At 69.0% G+C, this 25,816-nt stretch carries 28 protein-coding genes and 4 pseudogenes; 18 read left to right on the top strand and 14 right to left on the bottom strand.

From position 1 onward, the window contains the following. Positions 1-439: 439 nt before the first annotated feature. A complete protein-coding gene (locus tag ACIBP6_RS03380) occupies positions 440-1,090 on the bottom strand; it encodes a TetR/AcrR family transcriptional regulator (protein WP_397048279.1) in 651 nt (216 codons plus the stop codon). Positions 1,091-1,187: 97 nt separating this feature from the next. Here ACIBP6_RS03380 and ACIBP6_RS03375 point away from each other — a divergent pair, with 97 nt between their 5' ends. Beyond that, positions 1,188-2,162 (top strand): zinc-binding alcohol dehydrogenase family protein, encoded by a 975-nt coding sequence (locus ACIBP6_RS03375; RefSeq protein WP_397048277.1) that lies wholly within the window; start codon positions 1,188-1,190, stop codon positions 2,160-2,162. Positions 2,163-2,535: 373 nt separating this feature from the next. Here the strand turns inward: ACIBP6_RS03375 and ACIBP6_RS03370 are convergent. After that, positions 2,536-3,381, bottom strand: a pseudogene (locus ACIBP6_RS03370) (IS701 family transposase); the annotation flags it as partial. 229 nt (positions 3,382-3,610) lie between these two features. On the opposite strand from ACIBP6_RS03370, the gene ACIBP6_RS03365 reads away from it, so the two are divergent. Next, on the top strand, positions 3,611-4,294 hold the full coding sequence (locus ACIBP6_RS03365; protein WP_397048273.1) for a DUF5946 family protein: 684 nt from the start codon (positions 3,611-3,613) through the stop codon (positions 4,292-4,294). A gap of 112 nt (positions 4,295-4,406) precedes the next feature. Here the strand turns inward: ACIBP6_RS03365 and ACIBP6_RS03360 are convergent, their stop codons facing one another. The 6 genes and pseudogenes from ACIBP6_RS03360 to ACIBP6_RS03335 all read right to left on the bottom strand — a co-directional run. After that, positions 4,407-4,709, bottom strand: coding sequence for an alpha/beta fold hydrolase (locus ACIBP6_RS03360; protein ID WP_397048271.1), 303 nt, complete (start codon positions 4,707-4,709; stop codon positions 4,407-4,409). A gap of 9 nt (positions 4,710-4,718) precedes the next feature. Then, on the bottom strand, positions 4,719-5,141 hold the full coding sequence (locus ACIBP6_RS03355) for an SHOCT-like domain-containing protein (protein WP_397048269.1): 423 nt from the start codon (positions 5,139-5,141) through the stop codon (positions 4,719-4,721). Between the two features lie 11 nt (positions 5,142-5,152). Continuing rightward, the gene (locus tag ACIBP6_RS03350) at positions 5,153-5,410 is read right to left on the bottom strand and encodes a hypothetical protein (RefSeq protein WP_397048267.1); all 258 of its coding nucleotides are present in this window, start codon (positions 5,408-5,410) and stop codon (positions 5,153-5,155) included. Then, complete coding sequence (locus tag ACIBP6_RS03345; protein WP_138720157.1) at positions 5,410-5,772, bottom strand: DUF2089 domain-containing protein; 363 nt, start codon at positions 5,770-5,772, stop codon at positions 5,410-5,412. The genes ACIBP6_RS03350 and ACIBP6_RS03345 overlap by 1 nt, the downstream gene beginning before the upstream one ends. Before the next feature lie 336 nt (positions 5,773-6,108). Continuing rightward, positions 6,109-6,360: a hypothetical protein gene (locus ACIBP6_RS03340; protein ID WP_397049327.1), complete on the bottom strand. Its 252-nt coding sequence runs from the start codon at positions 6,358-6,360 to the stop codon at positions 6,109-6,111. 26 nt (positions 6,361-6,386) lie between these two features. After that, positions 6,387-6,557, bottom strand: a pseudogene (locus ACIBP6_RS03335) (hypothetical protein); the annotation flags it as partial. Positions 6,558-6,573: 16 nt separating this feature from the next. On the opposite strand from ACIBP6_RS03335, the gene ACIBP6_RS03330 reads away from it, so the two are divergent. The 8 genes from ACIBP6_RS03330 (at position 6,574) to ACIBP6_RS03295 (ending at position 14,552) form a co-directional block, all read left to right on the top strand. Then, a complete protein-coding gene (locus ACIBP6_RS03330) occupies positions 6,574-6,732 on the top strand; it encodes a DUF418 domain-containing protein (RefSeq protein ID WP_397048265.1) in 159 nt (52 codons plus the stop codon). Between the two features lie 278 nt (positions 6,733-7,010). Further along, positions 7,011-7,463 carry a hypothetical protein gene (locus tag ACIBP6_RS03325; RefSeq protein WP_397048263.1) on the top strand — a complete coding sequence of 151 codons (453 nt, stop codon included), beginning with the start codon at positions 7,011-7,013 and terminating at the stop codon, positions 7,461-7,463. A gap of 526 nt (positions 7,464-7,989) precedes the next feature. Further along, positions 7,990-8,538 carry a PadR family transcriptional regulator gene (locus ACIBP6_RS03320; protein ID WP_397048261.1) on the top strand — a complete coding sequence of 183 codons (549 nt, stop codon included), beginning with the start codon at positions 7,990-7,992 and terminating at the stop codon, positions 8,536-8,538. After that, positions 8,535-9,275: an ABC transporter ATP-binding protein gene (locus ACIBP6_RS03315; RefSeq protein ID WP_397048259.1), complete on the top strand. Its 741-nt coding sequence runs from the start codon at positions 8,535-8,537 to the stop codon at positions 9,273-9,275. The genes ACIBP6_RS03320 and ACIBP6_RS03315 overlap by 4 nt, the downstream gene beginning before the upstream one ends. A gap of 5 nt (positions 9,276-9,280) precedes the next feature. Then, entirely contained in the window at positions 9,281-11,071 is a 1,791-nt protein-coding gene (locus ACIBP6_RS03310) for an ABC transporter permease (RefSeq protein WP_397048257.1), read from the top strand. Between the two features lie 191 nt (positions 11,072-11,262). Continuing rightward, a complete protein-coding gene (locus ACIBP6_RS03305; RefSeq protein WP_397048255.1) occupies positions 11,263-12,330 on the top strand; it encodes a hypothetical protein in 1,068 nt (355 codons plus the stop codon). 540 nt (positions 12,331-12,870) lie between these two features. After that, a complete protein-coding gene (locus ACIBP6_RS03300) occupies positions 12,871-13,527 on the top strand; it encodes a DUF7507 domain-containing protein (protein ID WP_397048253.1) in 657 nt (218 codons plus the stop codon). A gap of 218 nt (positions 13,528-13,745) precedes the next feature. Continuing rightward, positions 13,746-14,552, top strand: a complete 807-nt coding sequence (locus ACIBP6_RS03295) for an NmrA family NAD(P)-binding protein (protein ID WP_397048251.1) — start codon at positions 13,746-13,748, stop codon at positions 14,550-14,552. A gap of 130 nt (positions 14,553-14,682) precedes the next feature. Here ACIBP6_RS03295 and ACIBP6_RS03290 read toward each other — a convergent pair whose 3' ends face one another. After that, complete coding sequence (locus ACIBP6_RS03290; protein ID WP_397048249.1) at positions 14,683-15,027, bottom strand: hypothetical protein; 345 nt, start codon at positions 15,025-15,027, stop codon at positions 14,683-14,685. After that, entirely contained in the window at positions 14,982-15,434 is a 453-nt protein-coding gene (locus ACIBP6_RS03285) for a transposase (protein WP_397048247.1), read from the bottom strand. Before ACIBP6_RS03285 ends, ACIBP6_RS03290 begins: the two co-directional genes overlap by 46 nt. A gap of 198 nt (positions 15,435-15,632) precedes the next feature. On the opposite strand from ACIBP6_RS03285, the gene ACIBP6_RS03280 reads away from it, so the two are divergent. From ACIBP6_RS03280 to ACIBP6_RS03270, 3 genes and pseudogenes are all read left to right on the top strand, one after another. After that, a complete protein-coding gene (locus ACIBP6_RS03280) occupies positions 15,633-16,178 on the top strand; it encodes an RNA polymerase sigma factor (protein WP_397048245.1) in 546 nt (181 codons plus the stop codon). Next, positions 16,175-17,080: a hypothetical protein gene (locus tag ACIBP6_RS03275; protein WP_397048243.1), complete on the top strand. Its 906-nt coding sequence runs from the start codon at positions 16,175-16,177 to the stop codon at positions 17,078-17,080. Before ACIBP6_RS03280 ends, ACIBP6_RS03275 begins: the two co-directional genes overlap by 4 nt. Positions 17,081-17,211: 131 nt before the next feature. Then, positions 17,212-17,664 (top strand): annotated as a pseudogene (locus ACIBP6_RS03270) (double zinc ribbon domain-containing protein); the annotation flags it as partial. Between the two features lie 29 nt (positions 17,665-17,693). Here ACIBP6_RS03270 and ACIBP6_RS03265 read toward each other — a convergent pair. After that, complete coding sequence (locus tag ACIBP6_RS03265; protein ID WP_397049326.1) at positions 17,694-18,059, bottom strand: hypothetical protein; 366 nt, start codon at positions 18,057-18,059, stop codon at positions 17,694-17,696. A 72-nt stretch (positions 18,060-18,131) separates the two neighbouring features. Between ACIBP6_RS03265 and ACIBP6_RS03260 the strand changes: the two genes are divergently transcribed. Both ACIBP6_RS03260 and ACIBP6_RS03255 read left to right on the top strand, forming a co-directional pair. Next, positions 18,132-19,085, top strand: coding sequence for a site-specific integrase (locus tag ACIBP6_RS03260; protein WP_397048241.1), 954 nt, complete (start codon positions 18,132-18,134; stop codon positions 19,083-19,085). A 102-nt stretch (positions 19,086-19,187) separates the two neighbouring features. Next, a complete protein-coding gene (locus ACIBP6_RS03255; protein WP_397048239.1) occupies positions 19,188-19,406 on the top strand; it encodes a helix-turn-helix domain-containing protein in 219 nt (72 codons plus the stop codon). Here the strand turns inward: ACIBP6_RS03255 and ACIBP6_RS03250 are convergent. Both ACIBP6_RS03250 and ACIBP6_RS03245 read right to left on the bottom strand, forming a co-directional pair. Continuing rightward, positions 19,407-20,251 (bottom strand): annotated as a pseudogene (locus tag ACIBP6_RS03250) (IS5 family transposase). Between the two features lie 217 nt (positions 20,252-20,468). Then, complete coding sequence (locus tag ACIBP6_RS03245) at positions 20,469-20,885, bottom strand: GNAT family N-acetyltransferase (protein WP_397048237.1); 417 nt, start codon at positions 20,883-20,885, stop codon at positions 20,469-20,471. A 192-nt stretch (positions 20,886-21,077) separates the two neighbouring features. On the opposite strand from ACIBP6_RS03245, the gene ACIBP6_RS03240 reads away from it, so the two are divergent. Both ACIBP6_RS03240 and ACIBP6_RS03235 read left to right on the top strand, forming a co-directional pair. Beyond that, positions 21,078-21,650, top strand: coding sequence for a hypothetical protein (locus tag ACIBP6_RS03240; protein WP_397048235.1), 573 nt, complete (start codon positions 21,078-21,080; stop codon positions 21,648-21,650). A 70-nt stretch (positions 21,651-21,720) separates the two neighbouring features. Further along, on the top strand, positions 21,721-23,265 hold the full coding sequence (locus tag ACIBP6_RS03235; RefSeq protein ID WP_397048233.1) for an ISKra4 family transposase: 1,545 nt from the start codon (positions 21,721-21,723) through the stop codon (positions 23,263-23,265). 31 nt (positions 23,266-23,296) lie between these two features. Here ACIBP6_RS03235 and ACIBP6_RS03230 read toward each other — a convergent pair whose 3' ends face one another. Then, positions 23,297-24,640 (bottom strand): MFS transporter, encoded by a 1,344-nt coding sequence (locus tag ACIBP6_RS03230; protein WP_397048231.1) that lies wholly within the window; start codon positions 24,638-24,640, stop codon positions 23,297-23,299. 202 nt (positions 24,641-24,842) lie between these two features. On the opposite strand from ACIBP6_RS03230, the gene ACIBP6_RS03225 reads away from it, so the two are divergent. Beyond that, positions 24,843-25,688: a helix-turn-helix domain-containing protein gene (locus tag ACIBP6_RS03225; RefSeq protein ID WP_397048229.1), complete on the top strand. Its 846-nt coding sequence runs from the start codon at positions 24,843-24,845 to the stop codon at positions 25,686-25,688. Positions 25,689-25,816 lie beyond the last annotated feature (128 nt).

Here is a 25,816-nt window from a genome sequence, read left to right as displayed (position 1 = left end):
CCCGACCAGGAAAAAGCTGCCAGATCAGCCATCCGCCTGCTGCTCCACCTCGACCGCACAGACGAAGCCGCCTACGCCCCACCAGCTCAAAACCCGCCTCGACGCCCTGAGCCTCAACTGTTCCCCAGAAACCCAGGCTGTATTGGATCTCATGTAAGACCCACTAAGAGGCCTAACAAAATGATCTTTGTCCATGCCCGGGCAGGCTGTTGAGCGTCGACCTGCACGTGAGGAAGGGTGAACAGCCGCCATGGAAATGCAGGTCCGCGTACGGCAGTTCGGTCTCGCCCTCGACGCCATAGGCGTGCGGCGTCCGCCGGCCGCGCGGGCTCGGTCAGCGGCCGCTCGGTGGTGGCCAGTCCCTGTCGCGACAGGCTAAACGTGGCATATGCCGCGCTGTAGCGATCGGGGAGATGTATGGCTTCTCGGCCGGTTCGCCTCAGGAGGGGGCAGGGGCCGCGAGCATCCCGGCGGCCATGACGCGCAGCGACGCAGCCAGCCGCGGCGCCTCTCCGCGCTCCAGAAGCCGCAGGACCGGTTCGCTTTGAAGGCTGCCCAGCAGAATGTGCGCCAGCAGCTCCCCGTCCAGGTCGGGACGCCGCGCGGCGATCAACGCGCTGGTATGGCCGTGCCAGAACCGGTAGACGGGATGGTCGTCCCGCGAGTCCGGAACGTGGTAACCGCCTTCGCCCCGGTGCTCACCGCGCCCCTTCCACTCCGGCCTGGGCGCCGCCGTAGCGGCGTGGCCAAGCGCCGCGAGGAGCCCTTTGTTACGGCCGACGACGTCGACGATCGCGTCCAGAAAGGCCATCAACCGCTCCTCGGGTGGGGCGCCGGGCCCCAGCGGCGGAGGTCCGCTCGCCACGGCCTCCTCCAGGGCGTAGGCCCGCTCCTGCATCAGCGCGACCATCAGCCCCATCCGGCTGCCGAAACGGTGGAACACCGTGCCCTTACCGACCCCGGCCGCGGCGGCGACCTGTTCCATGGAGATCTGCTCGGGCCGGTGCCGGGCGAGAAGGTCCTCGGTCGCCCGCAGAATGGCGCGACGGTTGCGTGCCGCGTCCGCGCGTTCGCGACGCTCCTCGATCATCGGCTCCTCTTTCCCGTGGACAACTGGACCAGCGGTCAAGTACGCTCTCATCGAACTTGACCGCAGGTCCACTTTAGCCTCAATGCAGGAGGACGACATGCGCCGAATCCGTTACCACGCCTACGGCGGCCCCGAGGTGCTCACCATGGAGGAGACAGAGATCCCCAGCCCGGGCCCCGGCCAGGTGCGCATCCGCGCCGAGGCGATCGGCGCCAACTTCGTCGACGTGAAGTTCCGCCAAGGACCGGAGACCGGCGGGATCTACCGGCGCAACCTGCCCGCCGTACTCACCGGCGACGTGGTCGGCACGGTCGACGCGGTGGGGCCCGGCGCCGACCCCGGCCTCACCGGCCGGCGGGTCGCCGCGCTGGCCGAGGACGCCTTCGCCGACCACGTCCTCGTCGACGCCGAATGGCTCGCACCCGTGCCGGAGGGAATCGACGACGCCACCGCGAGCATGCTGCCGATGGGCGCCCCCGTGGCGCTGGGCACGTTGCGCGCCGCCCGGCTGGCTCCCGGCGAGACCGTGCTCATTCACGCCGCCGCGGGAGGCATCGGCCACCTGGCCGTGCAACTCGCCAAGATCTCCGGCGCCGGCACCGTGATCGCCACAGCCAGCTCCCCCGCCAAGCTGGACTTCACCCGCACGCTCGGCGCCGACGCGGCCGTCGACTACTCCACGGAGGACTGGCCCGAACGAGTGCGCGAAGCCGCGCCAGGAGGAGTCGACGTCGTCCTGGACTCCGTCGGCGGCCGCATCCTGCTGCGCAGCCTCGACCTCCTGGCACCGTTCGGCCGGGCCGTCGTCTACGGAGCAGCCGGCGGCGAGGCAACCGACATCCCGCTGACCAACCTTTTCGCAATGAGATCGGTAGCGGGGTTCTCACTGCTCGCCTGGCGCGCCGCCGCACCGAAGCAAGCACGCGAGGACATGGACCAGGTCACACAGCACGCGGTCGAGGGGAGACTAGGCGCCAGGCTGCACGCCCGGCTGCCGCTCGACAAGGCGGCCGAAGCGCATCGGATCATGGAAAGCCGCTCCCAACTCGGCCGCGTCCTCCTCATGCCCTGAGTCCACCACGAACTTCCCACTAAATCATCAACGCGTACCAAGCCCGGAGCCGTGCGGGGTGCGACGGCGGGGCCGTTCGCTTACGCCCCCGGGGGCGGCGCTGCCGCTCCACCTTCGGCAACAGCCGCTCGATCTGCTCCCACAACTCGTCCGGCACGATCCACGGCGGCTGTTCACCCTTACGCGCAGATCGACGTTCGGCAGCCTGCCCGGGTACGGGCAGAGATCATTTTGTTAGGACCTCTAATACTCCAGCATCACTTTGTGATCTCTGGCTGTCTCCGGCGGTAGTGGCTGATCTTGGCGGTGTGTTGGTGGCGACGACGCCAATGCGACCACGCCCGGATTTGATCAAGGTCCGATGGGCGTGTGATCATGTGTGCCAGTAGACGCCGGACCTCTCCCATCGAGAGGGGGACGAGGCCGTCCTGATCCGTTCCGGTCGACTGTTTGCCGCAGTCACGGCGAGATAGGCGTGGGCGAGCATCGCCAAGGTGACCTGCCGATACCAGGCGTCATAGCGGCGGACTTGGTACTGATCCAGGCCAACCTCGGTCTTGGCGCTCTGGAAACACTCCTCAACAGCCCAGCGGCTCCCGGCGACCTTCACCAGCTCGTCGATGGTGGTGTCGGCCGGGCCGAAGCCGAGATAGAAGGCCACCTCCTCAGGGTGGGCGATGCTGCGGCGGATGAGGATCCACCGCTCATACCCCTCCTCCGGTTCGCGAATGATGGGCAAGGTGGCCATCGCCCAGTCATACAGGCGCGGCCCTTTGGCGCCCTGGCCGGCCGAGATGCGCTTCCAGCCGGATGCGGGCACCTCGGCCACCAAGCTTTCGGCACGTGCGCGTGGACCGAGGCCCCCGCTGATCGCCTGACTGCGCGGTACCGCCACCACGTAGCCAATGCGGTACTGCTCGAGAAAGACGCGGAACTTGTAGTCCTGGCCGTAGGCCTCATCGGCGGTCACCCACGCCGCCGGCACCCCCGCCTCTAATGCCCGCGTCAGCATCCGGCGGGCCAGCACCTGTTTGGTGGCGAACTCCACCTCGGGACCGATGCCCGCCTCGGCGCACCGGTCGCGATCGGCGATCCACGACTTGGGCAGATACAGCTCCCGATCCATCAAGGTGCGGCCGGCGCTGGTCGCATACGCCAGGAACACCCCCAGCTGGCAGTTCTCGATCCGGCCGGCCGTTCCGGAGTACTGGCGCGGCACCGGGGTGAACACCTCACCGGCGAACGTTTTCCAACTGTCGGCGGACGTGCGCGAGCTGTTGTGGGGTCACACCCGCATCGGAAAACCTTCCGAACTGGGTAGACCAGCCACAACAGGCTGACCTAACAAAGCACTGATAGGGCGTGTTTCCTGGATCTTGAACTGGCTGTCCTGCAAGTCCTGATGTGTGCTGGATCGACATGACCTCCTGGATGAGGAGTGGGAGCGGTTGGAGCCGCTGCTGCCGCGCAATCCGGGCCGTGGCGGCCGGTGGGCCGACCACCGGCGCACGATCAACAGGGTGTTGTGGCGGACCCGGACTACCAGGGAACCATCGACGTCGCGTCCATCAAGATCTGGCTCCGCGACCCGGTTCGGCGATCAAGAACATAACCTGAACCGCATGAGTGTGTGCCCCGGGTGCCGCCTTGAACTGCCCGACGAACGACGGACGAGCAACGAAACCCGATACAACGCCTCGCCCGAGTGCTTGCGGCTTTCTGGCGAGGTCGCCGCGTTCAACCATGCCCATCCCGCCCGGCTCGCCATCTGGCACCAAACTTGTGTGGACGCCTACGGCGCCCAACACGTCAGCGCAGGCACCAAACCGATCGCCGTGGCGTTCGCGCTGAACGGCCTCTACCTGGTCTTTGAACGCGGATTCACCGGTCTGCAAGCTCGCAACGCCCACGGCTACCTGGCCAACACCGTCCCGTCTTGGCCCCGCTTCACCCCGCCAGACAACGTCGGCAAGGTCACGGTCTTCGACGTCACTATGGCCTCCTCCGTGGGCGAGCACATCGACCTGGTCCAAACCTGGGGCCGCAGCGTATGGGCCGCCTGGAGCCACGTCCACAACGAGATCGCCACCATGACCGACGCCCAGCTCGGTTCCTGGCACCCACACTCCTGATCCGAGCAGATCCTGCACAGAGCCGAATCCAGCCACCGTCAACTCCGGGAAACACGCCCTGAGGCCGTATCGTCTACTGGGACCATGCCGGTCCAGGATGATCGCTTGATGGTCATGGTCTCCCTTTCTCAGGCGTGGATCGGGAACGGTGGCTGGTGCCGGTGGCCAGGTCCCGGACGGCGCCCTCGAATGAATAGTCCGCCGAGCGCTTCGACTTGCCGCGGGTGCGCTCGTCGTAGGCGATGTGCCGGTAGTCGCTGCCGAGGTCAGCGATGACGCGCCGCCGGTGCGACTGGTCGGCATAGGCGCCGTTGAGGTAGACCACCGGATGGCCGGGCCCGCCGGTGTCGCGCACGTACAGCGCGGTGTCATCTACCGGCGCCATGCCGGTCCAGGTGGATTGCTGGCTGGTCATGGTTTCCCCTTACTCGCAGAAGACACGCAGATGGCCATCGGGCGCCTCCATTTCCACGATCGTCTCGTCTAGGTGCTCCACGAGCGCCTCGAGCTGTGCGGGCTTGAGCTGGGTCAGGTCGATCGGAACGCCCGCCTTGACGAGCTCGGCGTTGGCCCGATCCAGCGCCCGCGGCGGGATCAGGGCGACGAGTTGTACACCGGCCCGCAGCAGTTGCAGCGGCACCCGCACGTTGAGCCGCCCTGACTCGCCGTCCTCGAGGAACTCCATCTCCAGCCGCAGGTACTTCGCCCTGCCTTTCGGCCGGGGCGCGAGGCGCGAAGCCGCCGGCGACTGGTCTCGTTCGAGCGCGACGAGGAGCCGCTCCGCTTCCTCTGCAGTGATCTTGCCCTCGACCAGCATGTCGAGGACGTCCTTGCGCTGTTCGTTCATCGAAGCCTCTCCTACTGGATGGATACGAGCACCGTCGTACGGCTGTATTCGACGTCGACCCGGGTGCCGGGCAATGCCGAGACGATGCGCCAGCCGGTGCCGAGCGCGCGCACCAAGCTGATGCTGAACACGAGGCAGGCCACGGCCGCACCCAGAACGGCTAGGACCATGACCGGTGAAAGGACGAGTACCACGGGCAGGACCGGCACCCAGATCCGGATGGCACGATGGTCTGGGCGTTTGACCTGTACGGTCACCAACTGCGGCATCACGCGGGCCCTTCCAACTCGGACAGTGCCTGCTGTGCGGTGATCTCGCCGCGGCGCAACCGCTCGATGATGTCGGCCCGCGACGGCGCCGGATCGGTCTCGACGAAGTCAAGCATCTGTGTGATCCGGTTCAGCCGCGCCTTGATCGTCGGATAACTCACCCCGAAGATGCGTTCCATCTCCTTGATGGAGCCGTGGCACCGTACGAACGCCGTGATGAAGACCTGATCCTCGACGTTGAGCTGAGCCAGTTGTGGTAGCTCGAAGTCGCCTTCGATCGCGACGCTGCTGCCTGCCAGGCGCACCCGCTCGACGACGAAGGGCTGGCCTTGGGTCAGGTTTGTAAGTTCCTGCCAATCCATTCCAAAGATATACCTGACAAACCTTCATTATTTCAAGATTAATATCAATTTTCTTAAGCTGGAGCTCGTTTGATCTCAATCAACTCGCGCGAGGGTTGACAACTACGGAGGGAGGGGTCGGTGGGCGGCTGCGCGGACGGCGACTTCTACGTCTCACTAGTCGCCACATGCTCGGCGTCGACCTGGATTCCGAACTGCAAGCCCTCTCCCAGGTCCTCACCGCCGCCGGATGTGAGGTGGCCGCCGGGCGTCATCGCCCGCCTCGCCCCCGCGGGCTGACCCGGCAGTCCGGCCTGTCGGGATTGGGCGATTTCCCGACACCCTGCCGGCCCAGCCCTAGACAGCCCGGAAACCCTGCGGCGCGGGGCGGCTTGTAGCGTTGCCTTCGGGCTCGACGAACGCGCCGAGAGTGGGATCCACGGTGTCCGGCAGGTGGTGCAGGGCCGTGGCGGGCACCGCTCGCTGCTCGGCCAGCGCGCCTGGGGGGCCGATCTCGGCAAGGTCGGCGCACACGTGGTGGCCGGCTCGGCAGCGGTCGCAGTGACCGCAGCCGAGCATGCGTCGCCGGTGACTCGCTGCCCGAGCCATGAAGGGTCCACGCCCTCGCTCACCGCGCTGACGTGTCCGCACCACTCGTGGCCGGGACGGAGCGGGTACCAGAAACGGCCGCCGGTCTGTTGATCCCGGTCGCATACATCTGCGGGATGCTCGTGCAGCTCAGGACGCCGCCCAGTCCCGTGCTGGAGATCGTCTTCGCGCCGCTGGGCCGGATGGCGCTGACCCAACTACCTGACCGCCACCGTGCTCGTGCTGATGGCCGCCCCGCTGGCGGGTGGGCCGCCGCAGGAATGGCCCGCCGCCACGGTCCCGATCATCGCGGCCGCCATCCTCCTCGTCCAATGGATCTGGTCCACCCTCTGGCTCAACCGCTACCTCCAGGGACCGATCGAGTGGCTGTGACGATGGGTCACCTGGGCCCGCCCTCCGTCCTGCGCGCATCGTGACGGCGACCGACCACCACCCGATCGACGAGCTGGCCGCTGCCGCCCGGCCGCTCATCACCTGAGCGGCGCTCCGCCTCACGGCCACCAGGTCGCAAGGACTGTTTCCGACCCGCACTCTCTGCCCCAGGCCGCGCGAGGGCTTCTCCTCAAGCCGGCCTTCCCACCGAAGAAATGGACACCTTCATGAGTCATACGCCCGAGCCGAAGAGCGCGGCACGCCGCAGATGAGAATCAATGGACCACAGCTCCTCGCCGAGCAGGGCCAGCACCACACGCCCGCCCGACGGGACAGGGCCGATACGGCGCCGTCCGATCCTTCGCGGCAGCCTGTCCGCCGCCGCCGGGCTGGTCACCCTCACCGCGTCCGCCTGGTTCACACCCTTCCCCGGCGGCCAGGGCACCACGTGGGATCGTGACTGGAAGCACCTGGCCGGGTGGAAACGCTGGCTCGTGGTGCAGGGCACGGTGCACCCGTCCTTCACCGACCTCGACATGCTGGCCGGCCAGATCGGCGTCAACCTCAGCGGCGGCCTGACGGGAACCCGCTCAGTGGACATCACCCGCCGGTACGTCGCGGCCTTCTTCGACCTGCACCTGCGCGGCAAGCGGCAAACCCTGCTCGACAAGCCCTCCCCGCGCTACCCCGAGGTTGCCTTTTGCTCACCGCCGGCGGCGACCTGCCACTAGCAGATCGCCCGCACGAGTCATCCCACCGATCAAGAACCTCACCCCCCTCCTGGGCGGGCTGGGCAACACTTCCTGACTTGGTATCGCAGAGCGGGAGGTCGAACTCCAGGCCACCCGGCGCACGATCGGATCCATCCGCCAGGCGGCGCCCTCAAAAGACGGTTCGAGCCCATTGAGGTGCCGGCTGGCGCAGGCCTCCGAGGCGAAGTTGCCCGTTGGGGTGCCGGCGGTGTCGGTGCCCGGTTACTGCGCTTGGGGCGCCCGCCCGTCTTCGCCGCAGGCGATCCGGCACGCCGGACTGACCTGCCGGATCGGGCAGCTTCTCCGCAGCACTCCCCGCTCAACGACCTACGAGCCGTCCGCCGGAACCCGTAGCCGCAAGCGTCATCGTTGGATACCGCCACGCCGCCTTACCACAGCTCGGGCCACGTAGCTCAGGATGCGGGCCGGACAAGATCTCCAGTTGTAGCGCTTTGACACTTCGCTTGGATAACCGCTATCTATGGACTAACCGTTAGGGAGTGCCGTGCAAGACGCAGTGCTGGCGATGCTCGCCAAGGAGCCGTCGCATGGGTACGTCCTGCGCGCCCGGCTGCGCAAGAGCCTGGGCCCGCTGGGCGAGTCGATGAACCCCGGCCAGATCTACGTGACCCTGTCCCGGCTGGAGAAGGCCGGGCTGGTCGTCTGCGAGCGCGCTGACGGCCTGCCCGAGCGGCCGGACCGCAAGGTCTACGCGCTGACGCCGGCCGGGCAGCAGCGGGTGACCGCGTGGCTGACCGAGGTGGGCTGGCCCAAGCCGGACCAGGCGGAGTTCCATCTCAAGCTCGTCGCGGCGGCCGCGGCCCGGCTCGCCGACCCGGTCGAGCTCGTGGCGGCACAGCGCCGTGAGCTGCTGCGCCGCCTGCGCGAGGTGCAGCAGGCGATCCTCGCCGAGCCGGCGGGCTCGAAGGCCGTGCTCCTGCTGGAGGGCGTCGTGCTGCGGCTGCAGGCGGACCTGCGCTGGCTCGAAGCCTGCGAGCGAGCCTGGTCCAGGGCCGACGACCTGCGGGCCGACGACAGAGTTGAGGGTGCGTGAACGAGTCGAGTGCCGTGGTCCGGATCCGTGGCCTGGTGAAGGAGCACGGTCAAAGGGAGAGCCGGGTCCGGGCGGTCGACGAGGTCGACCTGGAGGTCCCCGAGGGGCAGATGCTGGCGGTGATGGGGCCGAGCGGCTGCGGGAAGTCGACCCTGCTGCACCTGCTCGGCGGCCTGGAGCGGCCCACCCGCGGGGAGGTGTGGCTGGCCGGGCAGCGCATCGACACCTTGAGCGAGCGCGCTCTGGCGCGCATGCGGCGCCGGTCGGTGGGGTTCGTCTTCCAGGCCTTCCACCTGGTGGAGGAGCTGTCGGCGGCGGAGAACGTGGAGCTGCCCGCGCTGCTGGCCGGCCGTTCGCTGCGGGAGGCCAGGCGGCGCGCGGGCGTCCTGCTGGAACGGGTGGGGCTCGCCGGCCGCGCCCGACATTTGCCTTCCGAGTTGTCCGGCGGGCAGCGCCAGCGGGTCGCCATCGCCCGCTCGCTGGCCAACCAGCCGCTGGTGGTCCTGGCCGACGAGCCGACCGGCAACCTCGACAGCGCGGCGACCCTCGACGTGCTGAGGATCTTCGAGGAGCTGCGTTCCGCAGGGCAGACCCTGGTCATCGTCACGCACGACGAGCGGGTCGCGGCCACGTCGGATCGACTGGTCTCGATGCGTGACGGGATGTTCGTCGACGACACCAGGCTGGCCGGCTCCCACCCGCGCGGCCTCGGCGGGCTCGGCGGGCTGGAGGGCTGAACGGCATGGGCTCCATCGTGCTCATGGTGCGCCTGGTGCTCGCCGACCTACGCCGGCACCGGGCACAGGCCATGATGCTCCTGCTGGCGGTGACCATCGCCACGGCCACCCTGGCCCTCGGCCTGTCCCTGAGCGGGGCGAGCCGGACGCTGTACGAGCAGACCCGCGCGGCCACCGCCGGTCCGGACGTGGTGGCGCTCTCCGGCGACACGGGCGCCGCCGTGACCTCGGCCCTGTCCGAGCTGGCGGACGCTCCCGACGTGGTCGGCCACCACGGCCCCTATCGCATCGTCTACGCCGAGCTCACCACGGGCGACGCCACGGCGTCCCCGGTGGTGGTGCACGGCTTCGCCGAGAAGCTCGGCGCGCTCAACCGGCCGCTGGTGACCTCGGGCCAGTGGGTACGCTCCGGCGGCACCGTCCTCGAACGCGGCTTCGCCACCGTGCTGGGCGTCGGCGTCGGCGACCGCGTCACCATCGCCGGCCGGCGGTACCCCGTCGTCGGGATCGCCGTCACCGCGGCCACCTCCATCTACCCCTGGGCGGCCCAGATCGGCCCGGGCGGCGGCCCCAGCGACTACACCGGCCTGGCCTGGATGACCCGGTCGGACGCTGTCGCGCTGGCGTCGTCCCAGGATCTGCCTGTGACCACGGCCCTGGACCTCAAGCTGCGCGACCCGGCCGCCACCGAGGCCTTCCGCGAGGCCCACCGCGACTCCGACGTCAGGATCAACTTCCATTCCTGGCAGCTCAAGGCCGAGCAGGACGCCGTCATTCTCAGGGGCACCCAGCCGATCCTGTTGCTCGGAAGCTGGCTGCTCAGCTTCCTGGCCGTCGCCGGGGTGGCGGCACTGGCCGCGGGCCGTGCCGTCCAGCAGACCCGGCGGGCCGGGCTGCTCAAGGCCGTGGGCGCCACCCCCGGTCTGATCGGCGCCGTCCTGCTCACGGAGTACCTGGCCGTGGCGCTGCTGGCCGACGTGCTGGGGCTGGTGATCGCCCGCCTGACCGCGCCCGTCGTGGCCAGCCCCACCGCCAGCAGGATCGGCGACGTCGGGGGCCCGACCGGCTCCGTCATCGCCGCGACGACCGTCCTGGCCGTGGCGGTGGCGGTGCTGTCGGCGCTGCGTCCCACGCTGCGGGCCCTGCGCACCGCGACCGTCAGCGCGCTGGCCGACACCGCTCACCGCCCCCGGCGCCGCCCGTGGCTCACCGCGCTGTCCGCGCTGCTGCCCACGCCGTTCCTGCTCGGGCTGCGGCTCACCGCGCGCCGTCCGGGCAGGGCCGCGTTGCAGGCGTGCTCCACCGCCACCACGCTGATCGCGCTCACCGGCCTGCTGTCCCTCTCCTCGCAGCCGTCCAGGGGCTACGGCCTGAACGGCTCCTCCGCCCTGGCGAACCTGCGGGCCGAGAACGCCGGCCACCTGCTGATCGCGGTCTCCGCCCTGCTGATCGCGCTGGCCGTGGTGAACACCATCACGTTCACCTGGACCACGGCCATGGAAGCCCGGACGAGCATGGCCATCGCGCGTGCGCTCGGCGCCACCCCCGGGCAGGTCTCCGCGGGGTTGTCCATCGCCCAACTCCTGCCCTGCCTGCCCGGCGCCGCCATCGGCGTCCCCCTGGGCATCGGCGTGTTCTCCGCCTTCAGCGCCAGGAACGCGGTCCTGGCGCCGTTCTCCTCGATGCTCGTCGCCGCGCTCGCGACCTTCCTGGTGACGGTGGCGCTCACCGCCCTGCCCGCCCGCCTGGCGGCCCGCCGTTCCGTGGCGCCGGTCCTCAGTGCCGACACAGCGTGATCGGCCGGCAGCGTACTGAGCCACCAGCCTTGCATCGGTTCGTAGAGATCGACGGCGAGCGCTGACGGGCGCCCGGCGCACCGGCCTTCCGGCATGAATCGAATTGATCGACGCAAAGGAATCTCGAAGTGGCATCTGACTTCGCCGGCACTCGGCGACTCATGGCCGGCACGAAAGAGCCCCGCGCGTGGGTGTCTCCCCGGACGGACCTGGTGACGGCGCTGCTCGGCGTATGGTTCGGGGTCGGCCTGATGATCGACGCCTGGGCGCACGCCAACCTGGCCGAGCTGGAGACGTTCTTCACCCCCTGGCACGCGGTGTTCTACTCCGGGTTCGCTGTGGTCTCCGGCTGGATCATCTGGCAGGTGTGGCGCAACGTACGCGGCGGACGACAGGGGCTGGCAGCCGTCCCCACCGGCTATCTCGCCGGGCTGTTGGCGATTCCCGCGTTCGCCGCCTTCGGACTCGCCGACCTGACGTGGCACACCGTCCTCGGCATCGAGACAACCCTCGACATCTTCTTCAGCCCCTCCCACCTCGGCCTCATCGTGACGATGATGCTCATCATCACAACGCCGCTGCGCTCGGCGTGGAAGGCCCCCGACGTCGGCACCCGGCCGCGGCTCGGCCGCCTGCTGCCCACCCTGATCGGGCTCGCCTTCGCCACCGCCCTGGTGTCGCTGTTCCTGTCCTACGGCGACGCCTTGCAGTACCGGCCCCACGCCATCGTCCAGGCGTTGTCCATGGCGCGGGACTCGGGCGCCGCGCCACGGGGCGCCGGTCCCCGGCCTGTCGCTCTCGGTGCCGATCGAGTGGCCGTCGCGATGGTCGTCACCAACGTCGTGATGCTCAGCCCGGTGCTGTTCCTGCTGCGCCGCTGGCTGTTGCCGTTCGGGTCGGTGACGATCATGTATGCCGTCATCGCACTCATGCCGGCCGCCCGGACAAACTTCGGCAACGTGCCGATCCTGCTGGCGTTCCTGGCCGCCGGGCTCGTGAGCGACCTGTTGATCCGCTGGCTGCGCCCGTCGGCCGGGCGGCGGGCCGCCTACTGGGCCTTCGCCGGGCTGTCGGCCTTCGTCACCTGGTCGCTGTACCTCGCAGTCGCCTCGGCCACCGGGGGCGGCCTGCCCGCCGTGCCCGAGCTGTGGACCGGCGCGCCGATCGTCGCCGGACTGATCGGACTGGCGCTCGGGGCGCTGTTTCTGCCGAACGCGGCCACCGCCGAACCGGACGCGCCCGGCACTGGGCGGGCATGATCCGAGTCCTGTGCCTGGCTGCCGCCCTCGTGCTGGCGCTGGCGCCCCCGCCGCTGGTGGCTCATGGAGAGCGCCGAGCGTGTGCACCAGCAGGAAGAGCCAGGCCCGGCAGATGTTCCCCGACGCTCACGCTCGCTTCCAGACGCCCTGCAGACGCTGCCGCCGGACATGCGGGCTGATCGTTTGAGCTGGGCGAGGGCGGAGGCGTCCCAACCTCCGTAGAACCGTCCCGCAAACCGTTTCCGGGACGGCCCTTTTTCCGGGTCGGCACCGCCGGGGCGGCCGTCTCCGGGCGGTCTCGGCCTCGGTGGCGGTCTCGGTGGCGGTCTCGGCGGCGGCTGCCTTCGCCTTCAGCGCGGCCTGCTTGGCCCACAGCTTGGCCAGCCCGCGCAGGCCGGCGTTGACGTCGCCGCGGTCCCACTTGGCCGGGTCCCACCGCGTGGAGCCGAGAACGTGCTTGGCCACCCGGTACTTCCAGCCCTTGCGGTGCCGCAGGGGCGCGCATGTGCTCGGCGTATCCTTCCGGGCCTCCGCGGGAACATGAACATCACCGATCTGGCCGTGAACGACGACGTGGTCGACATGATCACCTGCCCGCAGACCACCTTGGACGTCGGCGACACGATCACCTGCCGCGGCACCTACACCGTCACGCAGCAGGACGCCGCACGCGGCTCGGTCACCAACACCGCCAGGGCGACCGGCATGGCGGACGCCAACGAGGTCACCTCACCGGAGGCGTCGGTCACGATCCGCGTCACCGATGACGGCGACGGAAGGCTCAAGCTGGTCAAGAAGGTCGACAACTCGCACCCCTACCAGCCTGGCGACACGGTCACCTACCGATACCTGGTCACCAACAACTCCTCCGGCACGGTGAACGACGTGCGGATCGAGGACAGCCGCGTACCGGGCGTCACCTGCCGACCCACGACCCTGGCCCCGGGCGCCTCCGCCACCTGCACGGGCACCTACACCGTGCCCGAACGCTCAGCAGGCAAGGCGAAGTGCAAGGGGGGAAGCTGTTACTTCTCCATCACCAACACCGTCGTGGCCAGCGCTGAAGACCTGACCTCCGCGCCGGATACGGTCACGATCAAGGTGGTGCAGAAGCCGCATCACTGCCGGCCGGGCAAGAAGAGCAGCACCACCCCCGGATGTCCGGCCAAGGCACGGGATCGGGGTGTGGTCCGGTAGCTGGGAACGAGAGCCGCGATGCTGATCGTCGGCTCTCTGGGCCTCGCCCGCTGGACGTTATCGGCTGGTAAGAGCCACCTCGCTGGCGAGGCGCTGGCTCCAGACCTTTCTCTGTATCTGCTGCCCATGCCGTCGCTCGCCCCAGGTCCACGCAGTTCAAGGTTGACCTCAAGTGCAGTTGAGCTTCTAGGGTCGTCACCAACGAAGGGAGATGAACGGTGACGACACTGGTTACGGGGGCCACGGGGAACACTGGCCGGCACGTGGTGGCGGAGCTGGTCCGCCGAGGAGAGCGTGTCCGGGCGCTGACGCGGAATCCGGCCGGCGCCGAGGGCAGGTTTCCGGCCGAGGTGGAGCTGGTGGCAGGCACGCACACGGAACCGGAGAAGCTGGACGCCGCCCTCGACGGCGTCAGCCGGTTACACATCACGGTGACTGCGGGGCTCGCCGAGGTCGCGCCCGAGCTGGTACGGCGGGCGGTCGGCGCGGGTGTGCGACGCATCACCGTGGTGTGGGGTGGTGACCTGGGGCCGGCCGAGCAGGCTGTGGCGGACTCGGGTGTGGAGTGGACGCGCCTGGAACCGCAGGAGTTCATGTCCAACACGTTGACCTGGGTCGAATCCATTCGGGCCGAGGAGGTCGTGCGGGAGCCGTACGACTTTCGCAGCGCGATCGTCCATGAGGCCGACATCGGGGCGGTGGCGGCGGTCGCGCTGCTCGACGACGGCCATGCGGGGCGTGTCTACAACCTCACTGGGCCCGAATCGCTTACCCCGCGGGAACGGATCGCGATCCTGTCCAAGGCGATCGACCGCGACATCGCCTTCGTCCAGATCACGCACGAGCAGGCCGTCGACAGGCTAACGGCCACCGGTGTCTCCCGGGCGGACGCCGAATATGTCATCGGCTGGTACGCCGCTCCCGACGACGCCTCCGCAACCGTCGTCGACACCGTCGAGCAGGTGACCGGCCGCCCGGCGCGCACGTTCGCCCAGTGGGTGGCCGAGCACGCGGAACGCTTCTAGACAAATCGCGCCGGACTGGGCAGGGGTGGTCCGGAAAGCACCGCCTCCGCCCATGTAGGCCCTCCACTCGGGTCGACGCCACCAGCCGCAGAGTAGCTACGAGTGATCGACTTCGTTATCTAGTGCCCCGTCAGGCCACGTTTGCCTTGTTGACGATCCTGCGTAGCCGCTCGTCGTTGGTGTGGCGGTTGCGCCAGGCGATGTAGCGGCGGATCATGCCGCGCTCGGGGTCCTTGTTCTTTCCGCCGACGTCGGTCCACTGCTTGTCCGAGCGCGGTTGCAGGTTGAGCGGCCCGAACTCGTCCACACAGAAGATGGCCGAGGGTTCGCCGTCGTCGGGGATGACCTGACCGTCAGCGATCGCGTACAGATGCTCGATGCGGGCCTTCTGGACCGCATAATCCGGATCGCGAGAGCCCTTCCACGTCTTTATGGCTTGAAATGACACCATTTCCGCACGCAGAAGCTCGCGCAAGCCCTCATGGCTGATGTCCTCGACCACCCCCTCGGCCACCAGGAAGCCGGCCAGCTTGACCAGGCCCACCGGGAAAACGGCAGGCCGTGCTCGGCAGGCTTGGACTTGGCGATCTTCTTGATCTCCACCCGCTGGGCCAGGGTGAACTTCGGCTGCCGCCCGCCCTTGTATTCGGGATACAACGAGCCGAACCCGTCGGCGTTGAAGTTGTGGATCACATCGCGAACCCGGTCTTCGCTGGTGAATGCCAGCTCCGCGATCTTCTGGACGGTCATGCCCTGCGCGGACCACAGCGCCATCTGCGCCCGCCGCCAGGTGACCACGGAATTGGAGCCCCGCCGCACGATCCGTAGCAACCGGTCGCCTTCGTCATCATCGATCTCGCGTACGCGAACTCGCTCAGCCATGCCCGCATTCTGAAGTGATCACGCCCGACGACCCGGGAGGCCGGCCTCGCCGCTCTCCGCGAACCACTCTGGACAGGAGAGTGACGAGGGCGCGCGAAAATTCTCCGGTTCCGGGCGAAATGATCGGGGCGCCTCCATCCATGAAGAGAGCGTTCGTGCCCGTACCGGAAGTGGAGGATGTCACGATGGGAACCGCCTGTGTCAGATGACACTCACAGGTTCGAAGCGGTCTACCGGGCGACCTACGACCAGATCACCGCCTACGCCGGACGCCGCTGCGACTCGCCGCAGGACGCGGCCGACGTGGTCGCTGAGACCTTCGTCATCGTCTGGCGCAAGATCGAGGGACTGCCCCCGGGCGCGCAGGCGAGGCTCTGGGTCTACGGAGTAGCCCGCAACGTGCTGGCCGACCACCGCCGCAGCGCGCTGCGCCGCCAGGCGCGGCACCGGTACCTCGACGCGGAGATGGCCGACCTCTACGGTGATCTCGCCGACCGCAGCGTCGAGAGGAACGCGATCGCCCAGGCGTTTGCGACGCTTCCCGAGGACGACCGCGAGCTGCTCGCGCTGGTCGCGTGGGAGGGCCTAGACCGCGGAGAGATCGCCGTGATGCTGGGGCTGTCCCGCAACGCCGTCCGTATCCGGCTCCACCGCGCGCGCAGACGCCTGTCCCGTGCGCTCGAAGTAGCCGACGTTCGATTCACGCCGACCGACGCGGTCGTTCCCACGGGGAGATCACTATGAGGGACATCGACGAGATCAACGAGCTGCTGAGGCCGCTGGCCCGGATCAGTCCGGACGAACCAGGCGGGCGTGCTGGCGGCGCCCGCGCGCAGGCGCTGTTCGCCGACATCATCGCTCAGGAGCGGGACACGACGACGGCGGCGGCGGCGCTCCTACGCCGCCCGCGCGGGCGGCGCTTCGGGCATCGCGCGCTGCTCGGGCTCGCCGCCTCCGCCGTCCTCGCCCTCGGCGTCGTCCTTGGACCGAGCTTGCTCGGCGGCGTCGCGACCTCCTACGCCAACTCCGCGGTGGAGATCCACGAGGAGGCCGACACCTACGTCGCCCGGATCAAGGATCCCTACGCGGACCAGCGGAGGTTCTCCGAGGCGTTCCGTTCCCTCGGCCTCAACGTCGAGCTCAGGGTGATCCCGGTCTCGCCCAGCGCGGTCGGCGAGATCGTGAGCCTGGGTGGCGGCAACGCCCCGGTGAACGTGCCCATCGGGGCCCGCAAGGAGCCGGCGGACTGCGATCTGGCCGACAGCGGCTGCTTCATGGTGGTGACCGTCCCGGCGGCGATCAAGAACACGCCCGAGGTGGTGCACTTCGAGCTGGGCAGGCCGGCCAAGCCGGGGGAGTCCTACGAGAACGACTGGCAGTCGGCCACCCGTCCCGGAGAGCCGCTGGCCGGCGTCAAGGTGAGCGGCCGGACCGTCGACGATGTGCTGACCGAGGTCGGCAAGCACGGCCTGAGTACGGAGTTCCGCCGCGTCGTGGTCCATGAGGGCGGGTACACGGTCGAACCACTAGCCGCGGATCAGGTGGGCGGCGACTGGATCGTGTTCAAGGTCATACCTGCGCGTGAGGGCGTGGTCGGCCTGGAGGTTACCGCCGAGCGCCAGACGGGCCTCGAGTACGCGGACTGAGCACCGGAGCGCCGCCGTTCCATCGCCTGGCGCAACCGCCACACCAACGACGAGCGGCTACGTAGGATCATCGGGAGGCAACATGGCCTGACGCAGCACTACGTGCTGGACGGCAGTCGCTGCTGCCTGACGTGCTATCGCAAGTCCAACTCCGCGCCCTGCGGGCACTGCGGCAAGGAGAGGGCGGTCGCGACCCGACACCCGGATGGGACCCCGCTGTGTTCGGTCTGCATGCGTCACGAGGCCGACCGGGTGATCACCTGCGTTCTGCGACCAGGTCCGTCCCGTCGGGTGACGGACCAAGGACGGTCCCCTCTGTCGCGCTTGCTTTCGGCCGACCCTGCGGATCTGCTCGTTCTGCGGCAAAGGGCCGTGACGCTGCTACCGGCCGCGACCGAGATGCCCCGCTGCGACACCTGCTCACGCGCCCCCGGACCTGCCTGGGCTGCGGCAAGAACAAGCACGCCGCGGCCCGGACCGAGGACGGTCACCTCTGCGAGACCTGCTGGCAGAAGAACCCGATCTCCTTCAACCCCTGCCGGATCTGCGGGACGGTCGAGTATCTGCACAGCTACGGCCGCTGCCACTCTTGCCTCCATGACCAGCAGGTCCGTCAAGCGCTCTCCCGCGACGAAAGACGCCGGTCACCTCGACCCAGGCGACAGCGGTCCGGGCCAGCATCCGCGCCGCTGTCGCCCTGCTCATCTGGCTGGGCGAACATGGCACCGACCTCCAGTACTGCACCAAGGTTCACCTGGACGAGTGGATCGACGGCGGAACCACAACCCGCTACGACGCCCGCGGCTTCCTCGAGTGGTGCCGCAGGAACCGTCACATCGGCAAGGGCCTGCAGCTTCCGGCCCGCGAGAAGCTGAGCCATGTCCGGCCGACAGACGAAGACGAACGCTGGGCGGTCAGCCGTCGCCTGATGCACGACGACGACCTCGCGATCGAGGACCGGGTCGCGCGGGCTCCTCATCCTGCTCTACCACCTGACCGTTCACCTCCCCGTTGCCACCCGATCGGGACGAATGCGGCAAAGTAGGTCCTGGTGTGGACCAAACCCCGCGTCGAGGCGTTCAACCAGGCCTTCCAGGAACGCCTCCGAGCGATCCGGGCCGACCCCGAGCTGCCGCCGATCTCAGCCGTCAGGGTGTGGGTCGCCACCGACCTGCGTCCCTCCCCTGTCATGGTGTGGACGCCCGCCCAACTCGGCGCGTTCCTGGACCACGCCGTCAGCGACCGCCTGTACGCCCTGTTCCACCTCATCGCCTTCCGCGGCCTGCGCCGGGGCGAGGCCTGCGGCGCCCGCTGGGTCGACCTCGACCTGGACGAACGCGTCCTGACCGTGGCCAAGCAGCTCACCATCGTGGGCCGCCAGATCGCCCAGGGCGGCCCCAAGACCGACTCCTCCGACGGCGTCGTCGCCCTCGACACCGGCACCATCGCCGTCCTGTGCATCCACCGCAAACGCCAACTCGCCGAGAAACTGCGCTGTGGGGCGGCCTGGCGCAACACCGGCCGCGTCTTCACCCAGGAGGACGGCTCGGAGCTGCGGCCGGACTGGGTGAGCGAGCACTTCGAACGGCTGGCCTACGCCGCCGGCGTGCCACCCATCCGGCTGCACGACCTGCGCCACGGCGCCGCCACCTTGTCGCTGGCGGCGGGCAACGACATGAAGATCACCTCGGCCATGCTGCGGCACTCCAGCCTCGCCATCACCTCGGACCTGTACACCGCCGTGCTGCCGGACGTCGCCACGCCGCGGCCGAGGCCAGCGCCAGTCTGGTGCCGCGGGCGGCCGAGGTGGCAGAGGTGTCCGAGACTCGCGGTCTCCCTTCGGTCTCCCCTGCGGCCGTCGTTCCGCCGCCGTCGGAGCCCCGCCGAGAAACACCAGGTCAGAGGCCCGAAAAAAGCGCGCCCTGCAGGTTCGAACCTGCGACCGTCGGATGAGAAGAATGATTATATCATTGTCGGCTCGGGCAGCCCGAACTCTTGTTCGTAATAAGCGCTCGCACATTGAGGATCAGCAACGCAGCCCGCACCGGCAAAGACGAAGACCAGATCGCCCAGGGCGCCTAACGCATTGCCTAGCCAGGGACGGTTGATGCAAGCAGCCGCACCGGACGGGGACCCCGCCCCGCTGACGGGCTTCAGCGACGCTCAGCGCCTGGAGGCGATCGAGCGCTGGCGGCTGCTGCGGCCCCACCTCGAAGACCATGTCCCGCTGGCCCAGGTGGCCGGGTTCTGCGGGGTCCCCGAGCGGACGTTGCGCCGGTGGCGTGCCGCCTTCCAGGCCGGCGGCCTAGGCCGTGTCTTCAAATGATCACAGCCAGAGCATCAGGCACGCGATAGTGACGACCGCGGTGTAGGACGTCGCGGTCTTGTCGTAGCGGGTGGCCAGAGCGCGGAACTGCTTGAGCCGGTTGAAGCAGCGCTCGACGACGTTGCGGCGCCGGTAGAGGGCTCGGTCGAAGCGTGGTGGCCGGCCACCACGGCGCCCGCGCCGCTTCCGGGCTGCGATCTGGTCGCTGCGCTCAGGGATGGTGTGCCCGATGCCCCGCCGGCGCAGGTACGCCCTGATCTTCCGGGTGCTGTAACCCTTGTCCGCCACCACCTGATCAGGGCGGGTGCGGGGACGGCCGCCGGCGGGGCGGGGGACACGGATGCCGGCCATGACCTGCTCCAGCTGGGTACAGTCGTTGACGTTGCCGCCGGTCAGGCAGAACGCCAGCGGTCGTCCGGCGCCCTCGCATGTCAGGTGGATCTTGCTGGTCAGGCCGCCGCGGGATCGGCCGAGGGCGTGATCCTCCTGCGAGCCGAGACTGAGCCCCCTTTTCGGGCGCCGGCCGCGTGCTGGCGCGCACGCACGATGGTCGAATCCACCGCCACCAGCCAATCGATGTCGCCACGGGCATCGGCCTCGGCCTGCACCGCCTGCAGCATCGCGGTGAACGTGCCGTCCTTGGCCCAGCGCCGAAACCGCGTGTACAGGCTCTGCCAGGACCCGTACCGGGGCGGCACATCCCGCCATGCCACACCGGTACGAATCTTCCACACGATGCCGTTCAATACCCGCCGGTCATCCTCACGTGGACGACCTAACCGCGAGACAGGCAGAAACGGCCGCAGCCTGTCCCACTCCTCATCAGTTAGCTCATGACGCCGGATCACCACACCATGATCCACCACCTAGATCAATTTGAAAACACGGCCTAGGAATGTCCTGAAGATCTTGGTGGTCTGGCCAGATCGGGCTCGGGACTTCAGACTCGGGTCATGATGGGGGTGTTCACGAATGCGTGTGGCATGCGGTTAGACAGAGGGCTGGAAGATCGCTTCCCGACGACGCGTTGATCGTTTCCCGGCAAGCGAACGGTGTTTGCGGTCACCCGGCGGCTGGGATACGGGTGAGTTTCCAGAGCCATCCGATGTTGCGAAGCCCGAGTCGTTCGGCCACACGCTGGGAGGAGCGGTTATCGGCGCTGGTGCTGTAAAACAGAAAGGGGCAACGAGATAGCAGGTCCACCCAGGCTGCGGTGGTGGCAGCGGCGTAGCCACGACCACGGAACGGCTGAGCGGTCCATGTTCCCGCCTCGGCGCCAGCCGACGTTCTACTCGGGGTGTGGCAGATAGAGACCACCTGATCGCTGTCGACAATCATCGACCAGGGAGCCCCCGCACCGCCGCCGATGAGTTCCTCCCATTCCTCCAGTTGCCAGTTGCTGGGCCGCATCGGGCCGACACGTTGGGCGTCGTTCAGGTTGTCCGATCGAAGGACTGCGGTGGAAAGGTCGAGCTGCACGGGTGGAGATGCCAGATAGCTGGGTCCTGCAGACACCGTCGAGGGCCCCCGAATGGACTGATCCAGGAGTGTTTGGCATTCCTGGGTGCGGCTCTCCCTCAGTGAGTGCCTGAGCTGGGCTTTTGTAGAAATGACTGTTTGATCCGGGAACCGCCTTTTACTGTGAGTGCAGACCCGTGAGGCGGTGGGACGATGAGCTCGTTGCTCGAGGAACTGGCACGGCGCGAAGCCGCTGCCCGCCAGCGAATCGAGGAGATCCGCGAGCAGATCGCCGCGCTCACCTCACAGATGCAGGACAAGCAGGATCGCTTGTCATGGCTGACGATCACACGGGAGACCGTCGAGGAAATTCTGGGCGAAGCGGCCCAGCTGCTCGATGAGCCCGATGGACAGGCCGAGGTCGCCAACGCGGGCGGCACCGCGTCGTCGGCACAGCCGCCGGTGCTGGGTGTGGTGACGGTGCCGCACTGGCAACCCGGCATGAATACGGCGGTGCTGCCGCGCGCGTACCGGGACGCGGTGGAGATCATGGCCGATGCGGGGCGGGCGATACGGGCCGGGCAGATCGCGGTGGCGATGGGACTGCCGGATGAGGCCGCCAAGCGGGAAGGGCTGCGCTCCAAGCTGAAGCGGCTGGTGGAACGCGGCTGGGCGAAGGAAGAAGGGCCGGGACTGTTCACGGTGACCGATCCGGTGGCCCGCGAGATGGCCGGGCAGGATGGCGTGGCGTCACGGGACGCAATCGCGTCGTCACCGGGCGGGTGATTGTGGCGGGGCTCTCCCGCCGTCGGGTTCGAAGGTGCCACCCAATCGACCCCGGCGAAGGAAGAGCCCTGTGCAGGCACCGTACGACACCGACGCCACCGCTGACGTCTTTGCGAAGGCGAGGAACAGCTTCAACTGGCTCATCGGACACCTCACCGATGCGCAGACCGGGACGCTTGCCCATAACCGTCTGGAGGAGACCATCACCGAGCAGGGCCGGGAGCTGCAGCGCCTGCTGCTGCAGGCCCACCTTGACCTGCGCGCGCTGGGCGAGCTGGAGCAGGTACGCCACGCCCGCCACCAGGACGGTGGCGCCGCGGGTGTGATCGGTGCGGACGGGGTGCCGCGGCGGCGGGTGGAGCTCGGGCACCACCGCCTGCTCGCCACGGTGACCGGGACGGTGACGGTCACCCGGTGCGCGTGGCGGGCCCCGGGCGTCCGCAACGTGTATCCGGCGGACGCGGCGTTATCGCTGCCGGCGGTGCGGCACTCGGCCGGGCTGGCGGAGCTCGCGGTCATCGAGACGGTGCGTGGCTCGTTCGACGCCGCCCTGGCGGCGATCACCACGCGGTGCGGTCAGGTGATCGGCAAACGGCAGATCGAGCAGCTGGTCGCCCAGGCCGCGGCCGATGTCGACGCCTTCTACGCCGCGCGGACCGTGCTGCCGTGCACGGCGTCCACGGTGCTGGCGATCAGCGTGGACGGCAAGGGCATCGCGATGCGCCCCGAGGCGCTGCGGCCCGCGACCGTGAAGGCCGCCGCCCGCGCCCGGGCCACGTTCCGGACGCGGCTGGCGGCCGGGGAGAAACCGGCGCGCAAACGGATGGCGACGCTAGGGGTGGTCTACGACGCCGAACCGGCGCCGCGGCGGCCGCATGATGTGATCGCCGTCCCGGGCGGGCGATCCGGCCGGCGCCTGCCACGGGCTCGGCCGAACGCGACGCGCAAGTGGCTGTGCGGCTCGGTCGTCACCGGCCCCGGCCCTGTGACCGCCAAGGTGTTCGACCATGCCGAGGCCCGTGACCCCGCGCACGCCCGTCCCTGGGTCGTGCTCGTCGACGGGGCCCGCCACCAGCTCGACCTGATCACCGCCGAAGCCGCCCGGCGCCGCATCCGCGTCCACATCGTGATCGATTTCGTGCACGTGCTGGAGAAGTTATGGGCTGCTGCGTGGAGTTTGCACCCGCCCGCGGCGCCGGCCGCGGAGGACTGGGTCGCCGGGCATGCCCTGGCCCTGCTGGCCGGGCACACCGGCCAGGTCATCACCACGCTGACCACACAGGCCGCCACAGCCGGCGCGCAGCACCGTGACGGCATCGACGCGTGCATCCGCTATCTGTCCAACAACGCCGGGCATCTGCGGTATGACCAGGCGCTGGAGGCGGGATGGCCGATCGCGACCGGGGTGGTCGAGGGCGCGTGCCGTCATCTGATCGCCGACAGGTTCGACCTGGCCGGGGCGCGGTGGGGCCTGGCCGGAGCCGAGGCGGTGCTGAAGCTCCGCGCGCTGGCCGCCAACGGCCATCTGGAGGAGTACTGGACTTTCCATCTCGCCCGACAACACGAACGCGTCCATCAGACCGGCTACCAGGACGGATACGCCCTTACAGCTTGATCGCTTCAGTCACTCAGGAGGAGCCGCCCCTTCAATTTCGATGCCACAGCCATGGCTGAGCCGCCAACAGGCCGAACACGATCACCACCCCAGCGGCCACGGCGTACGCCAGGTGGTGGCCGGTCAGTACCCGTTCCGGGCCGACGGCCGCGGCGATTCCGGCCAGCACCGCGGGGCCGACGCCGCTGCCGATCTGCAGCGCGGTGACCGTCACCGCAGAGGCAGTGCCGTGGGCGGCGACGGTGACCTGTCCCAACCCCGAGGAGGTGATCGCAGGGAATGCCAGTCCCTGTCCGATCCCCGTGGCGATCAGTCCGGCCAGGACCGGCCACCAGTAGGAGGTGTGCGTACCGGTCAGGCACCACAGCAGCACGCCGCCCCCGGTCGCTGCCATCCCTACCACCAGCAGGGGACGCGGGCCGAACCTCGGCAGCAACCGCCCTGAGACGAGCGCGGTACCGGCCACCGCGAGACTGACAGGGAGCACTCCGAGGCCGGAGGCCGCGGCGGACATGCCCTGTACTCCCTGGAGATAGAGCGGCAGGAAGAACAGGGAGCCGCTGACGCAGAAGTAGAAGGCGACGGCCGCGAGAGCGGCCAGCCGCACCGTGCCGAACCTGAGCAGCGCCGGATCCAGCAAGGCCGTGCCATCAGCGCGGCCGCGCGCCCGAAGCCACCACACGCAGCCGGCCAGCAGCGCACCCGCGCCCACGGCGGCGGCGAGCAGGCCGTTGCCAGGCCGGGCCGCCAGATCCGCGCTGAGAATCAAAAGCGCCATCATGGCCACGAGCGCGCTTGAGCCGACCAGATCCAGGCGCCGCGTCCGGTCCGACGACCCCGCCGGTAGCCGGCGGATGCCCGCAAGGGCCGTGAGCACGGCCGCCAGGATCTGCACGACGAACACCCATCGCCACCCGGCCACACTGGTCAGCACCCCACCCAGCACCAGACCGAGACCGTAGCTGCCGGCCTGGGCGGAGGCGAACACGCCGAGAGCCCGCGCGTGCTGACGCCCGCTCGGATACACATCTGCGAGCAGGGCGGTCGCCGCGGGCATCGTGATCGCCGCGCCCGCCCCCTGAACGACCCGCCCCACCGCGACCAGCCAGAAGTCGCCTGCGACGAGCGCCAGTGCGCCGCCGGCCATCAGCACCGTCAGCCCGGCGGTAAGGACGCGCCGCCGAGGGAATCGGTCGGCCATCGCTCCTCCGCACAACAGCAGTCCAGCGAAGGCCAGCGCGTAGCCGGTCACCGCCCAGGACAGGTCCTGCGGGGTTGCGCCCAGTTCGGCGCCCATCGCGGGCAATGCGCTGTTCAGTACAGCGACGCTGCCCGCATCCAGCCCGGCTGCCGCGCTGAGGACGAGCAGCGGCATGCAAGCGAGCGCCGGTGGTGGTGGCTGCATGATCGACTGGACAATTTGGGCATGGGGAACTCCGGGTTCGGCTGAGTTTCGGGGGCTCTGGATGTACGGCTTGGCACCCAGCTTCGGTGAGTTCCTGACGCTCCACCAGACACCGGCTGGGGGTGGCCCTGGCAGGGCCCCCAGCCGGTGAACAAGGGGGGATACTCGAGAAGTGACATCACCTGACACGCTGCCCGAGCTGGCACACTTCCTGCGGAGCCGCCGAGCCAGGTTGTCTCCGGAGAGCGTCGGCCTGCCACGCACCCAGACACGGCGGTTGCCGGGCCTGCGGCGAGCGGAGGTTGCCGCACTGGCGGGCATCAGCCCCGAGTACTACACCCGGCTGGAGCAGGGAAGGCAGCGCCGCCCTTCCGCGGAGGTCGTCGCGGCCCTGGCGGGCGCATTGCGGCTGGATGCTGACGGCCGTCGGCACCTGCATCGGCTCACCACATATCCGGTCCGCCCCGCCATACCTTCGGACAATCCGGGCACCGCCTTGGTGCCCGACGCGACGCGGCGGCTGCTTCGCTCGATGACCACCTGGCCCGCCTATGTGGTGAGCCCGATGCGAGACGTCCTGGCCTGGAACGAGGCCGCGGCCTGGCTTCTCACCGGGTTCGCCGCCCTACCCGAGCATCAGCGCAACCTGGCCTGGTTCGCCTTCTGCGCTCCAGAGGCGCAGGAGCTCTACGCCGACTGGGCGGGCGTGGCGCGCGGAAATGTGCACCGGCTACGGGACGCGCTGGCCGCCGATCCGCACAACGCGCGGGGCAATCGGCTGGTGACCGAGCTGAGCGCACACAGTGCCAGGTTCGCCGAGAGCTGGGAGGAGCACGACGTGCGCGGCCCGAACATCGGGGGCAAGAAGTTGACGCACCCGCAGGCAGGCGCCCTCACCCTGGACTACGCCGGTTACGTGCTTCCGGGGCCGCACCGGCTCGAACTGGTGGTGATGACGGCAGAGGAGAATTCTCCGACGCATCAGGCGCTCGTACACGCCTCGGAGAGCCGGACCTGATCGGCAGCTCTTCGCCCGTTCGCCAAGACGACCGGCGACCGACGAGGGACCTCGCGGTGCCCGCGCGCGAGAATGAACTCTGCGGGTACCATCGGTGGCCACCAGCGGCCCCGAAGAGATGGTGCGCC

The organism is Nonomuraea terrae, assembly GCF_044465245.1.
GTDB lineage: Bacteria > Actinomycetota > Actinomycetes > Streptosporangiales > Streptosporangiaceae > Nonomuraea > Nonomuraea terrae.
This window is presented reverse-complemented; position numbering and strand designations above follow the sequence as displayed.

Excerpts from the sequence above, each read along its gene's own strand:
- ACIBP6_RS03380 (WP_397048279.1), bottom strand. The coding sequence starts at position 1,090 with ATGATCGAGGAGCGTCGCGAACGCGCGGACGCGGCACGCAACCGTCGC.
- ACIBP6_RS03375 (WP_397048277.1), top strand. The coding sequence starts at position 1,188 with ATGCGCCGAATCCGTTACCACGCCTACGGCGGCCCCGAGGTGCTCACC.
- ACIBP6_RS03360 (WP_397048271.1), bottom strand. The coding sequence starts at position 4,709 with ATGACCAGCCAGCAATCCACCTGGACCGGCATGGCGCCGGTAGATGAC.
- ACIBP6_RS03355 (WP_397048269.1), bottom strand. The coding sequence starts at position 5,141 with ATGAACGAACAGCGCAAGGACGTCCTCGACATGCTGGTCGAGGGCAAG.
- ACIBP6_RS03350 (WP_397048267.1), bottom strand. The coding sequence starts at position 5,410 with ATGCCGCAGTTGGTGACCGTACAGGTCAAACGCCCAGACCATCGTGCC.
- ACIBP6_RS03345 (WP_138720157.1), bottom strand. The coding sequence starts at position 5,772 with ATGGATTGGCAGGAACTTACAAACCTGACCCAAGGCCAGCCCTTCGTC.
- ACIBP6_RS03340 (WP_397049327.1), bottom strand. The coding sequence starts at position 6,360 with ATGGCTCGGGCAGCGAGTCACCGGCGACGCATGCTCGGCTGCGGTCAC.
- ACIBP6_RS03325 (WP_397048263.1), top strand. The coding sequence starts at position 7,011 with ATGGACCACAGCTCCTCGCCGAGCAGGGCCAGCACCACACGCCCGCCC.
- ACIBP6_RS03310 (WP_397048257.1), top strand. The coding sequence starts at position 9,281 with ATGGGCTCCATCGTGCTCATGGTGCGCCTGGTGCTCGCCGACCTACGC.
- ACIBP6_RS03300 (WP_397048253.1), top strand. The coding sequence starts at position 12,871 with ATGAACATCACCGATCTGGCCGTGAACGACGACGTGGTCGACATGATC.
- ACIBP6_RS03285 (WP_397048247.1), bottom strand. The coding sequence starts at position 15,434 with ATGGCTGAGCGAGTTCGCGTACGCGAGATCGATGATGACGAAGGCGAC.
- ACIBP6_RS03275 (WP_397048243.1), top strand. The coding sequence starts at position 16,175 with ATGAGGGACATCGACGAGATCAACGAGCTGCTGAGGCCGCTGGCCCGG.
- ACIBP6_RS03265 (WP_397049326.1), bottom strand. The coding sequence starts at position 18,059 with ATGAGGAGCCCGCGCGACCCGGTCCTCGATCGCGAGGTCGTCGTCGTG.
- ACIBP6_RS03255 (WP_397048239.1), top strand. The coding sequence starts at position 19,188 with ATGCAAGCAGCCGCACCGGACGGGGACCCCGCCCCGCTGACGGGCTTC.
- ACIBP6_RS03240 (WP_397048235.1), top strand. The coding sequence starts at position 21,078 with ATGAGCTCGTTGCTCGAGGAACTGGCACGGCGCGAAGCCGCTGCCCGC.
- ACIBP6_RS03230 (WP_397048231.1), bottom strand. The coding sequence starts at position 24,640 with ATGCCGCTGCTCGTCCTCAGCGCGGCAGCCGGGCTGGATGCGGGCAGC.